At 58.3% G+C, this 1,593-nt stretch carries 2 protein-coding genes; one reads left to right on the top strand and one right to left on the bottom strand.

Annotated features, from left to right (window positions below; translation table 11 throughout):
- Nucleotides 1-12: 12 nt before the first annotated feature.
- Nucleotides 13-522 (bottom strand): DUF5685 family protein, encoded by a 510-nt coding sequence (locus tag ACH2EH_RS12380; protein WP_395142090.1) that lies wholly within the window; start codon nt 520-522, stop codon nt 13-15.
- 147 nt (nt 523-669) lie between these two features.
- Here ACH2EH_RS12380 and ACH2EH_RS12375 point away from each other — a divergent pair.
- The coding region (locus tag ACH2EH_RS12375) for an ABC transporter transmembrane domain-containing protein (RefSeq protein WP_395142088.1) at nt 670-1,593 on the top strand (924 nt) is incomplete at its 3' end.

The raw sequence follows: 1,593 nt of genomic DNA, 5'->3' as shown, positions 1-1,593 counted from the left end.
GGTTCTCGCGGCTCAGTCCTGAGTAGGAGAGATCTTGCTGGGTTTCGTAGCGGCGAAGAATCTCACCGAGGATAGTGTCATGGGTCCAACGAGGCACGGGTCTCTTATTCGGCAGAGGCTTCGTGCTTTCCTCCTAAAAGCAACTGGGGCAGCAACAAACGCCACAGCCGAGGTCGCCGCCCCCTTGGCTACAGGCACCACAGGCAAGGTGGCCGCAGATATCGCCGCAGCAGCTACAGGTAAAACCACATTGGCGGCGGCGGCATAGGCCAGCGCTGGGGGAATCTCCGAGGCCATCGGCAGAGAGAAGCAGCGCCTTGCCGTAAAACTCGCGGGAAGCGTGGTCTGCTCTAGGGCAAGCAGAAGCTCGCCTAAAAATATGGCATCATGGTTGAGTGTGAGCCGCGCACGTTGTCCAAAGAGTCGTCCGGTCGCCTTGCAGGTGCCGCAGTAGTGAAGCTGGCGCAGACGTCTTGCCTCAGGAGAGACGCCGCAGCCACAGGATCGCATCAGTCCAAACATGGGGTTTGGACATAGCACGTCAAGAAAAGTTACAATTTTCGAAATAGTTTGCTTTTTGTTTGACAGTACGGTATTCTCTGTCTTTAACAAACGCGTATTCTGGAACGATATATCCTGAAGAGGCCAACCAGGCCCAGGAGAAAAACCTTGGCAGTTGCCGAATCTTACACGCCTTCCCTTTCTGAGGAGGCCGACTCTTTGCTCGACGATAAAACCGACCCTTTGCTACTGAGCGAGCGGGCCGATCTTAACGAAGAGACGCACCACTTTGGTGAGCGTGTCGTTCAACTGCATAAGTGCTCCGTCCGGGTCTACGATGGTGCCGGTGTTCTACTAACAAGAGTCCTGCTCGATGAGATTAAGTCCGCGCGAACAGAGGCTCTTGTAGGGGGAGCGCGGCTGGAACTGACCCTCAAAAACGGGACAATTCTTCCGCTGGTGGAGTGTACTGCGCGGGTCTCGGCGCGCATCTCGGAGCTGGCGCGCGGGATTGAGCAGCTCGCTCAGGGGGAGGAGCTGGCGGTCAAATTAACGCACCAGAAGACCCGCTGCGAGCGCTGCAATCGCCTCCTCCCCGAGCCCGATGGCCGCTGCCCCGCTTGCGTTCAGCGCGCCGCGATCTTTAGGCGCATTCTCTCGTATCTGGGGCCGTACCGCACGCAGGCCTGCTTCGTCATCACCGGCTCACTGCTCATGGCAGCGATCAACACATTCGCCACACCAAAGCTCACCGAAGGCATCACGGACCGCGTGCTCGGGCCGCGCTCGGGGCTGAGTCTTGGGGAGGGCGGTGTCCAGCTCGGACTCTATGTGGGCGGGATGCTCTTAGCGCTGCTCCTCAGTGCGTTTTTACAGTGGTTCAAGAACTACAACGCCTCGTTTCTTTCCGCCAATATCGCCAAGGACTTGCGGGCGAGTATCTACCGCGCCTTGGAGCACCTCCAGCTCAGCTTCTTTGACAAGCGGCAGATGGGCGCGATTGTCAGCCGCGTCACGCAGGACACCGACCGGGTCTGGGGCTTTCTTGTGGATGGAGTCCCGTACTTGTTGTCTGGGACACTGACTCTGGTT

Origin of the sequence: Armatimonas sp. (assembly GCF_043760365.1) — a bacterium.
Classification (GTDB): Bacteria; Armatimonadota; Armatimonadia; order Armatimonadales; family Armatimonadaceae; genus Armatimonas.
The sequence above is the reverse complement of the archived record's forward strand: the minus strand, read 5'-3'. Positions and strand labels throughout refer to the sequence as shown.

Excerpts from the sequence above, each read along its gene's own strand:
- ACH2EH_RS12380 (WP_395142090.1), bottom strand. The coding sequence starts at position 522 with ATGTTTGGACTGATGCGATCCTGTGGCTGCGGCGTCTCTCCTGAGGCA.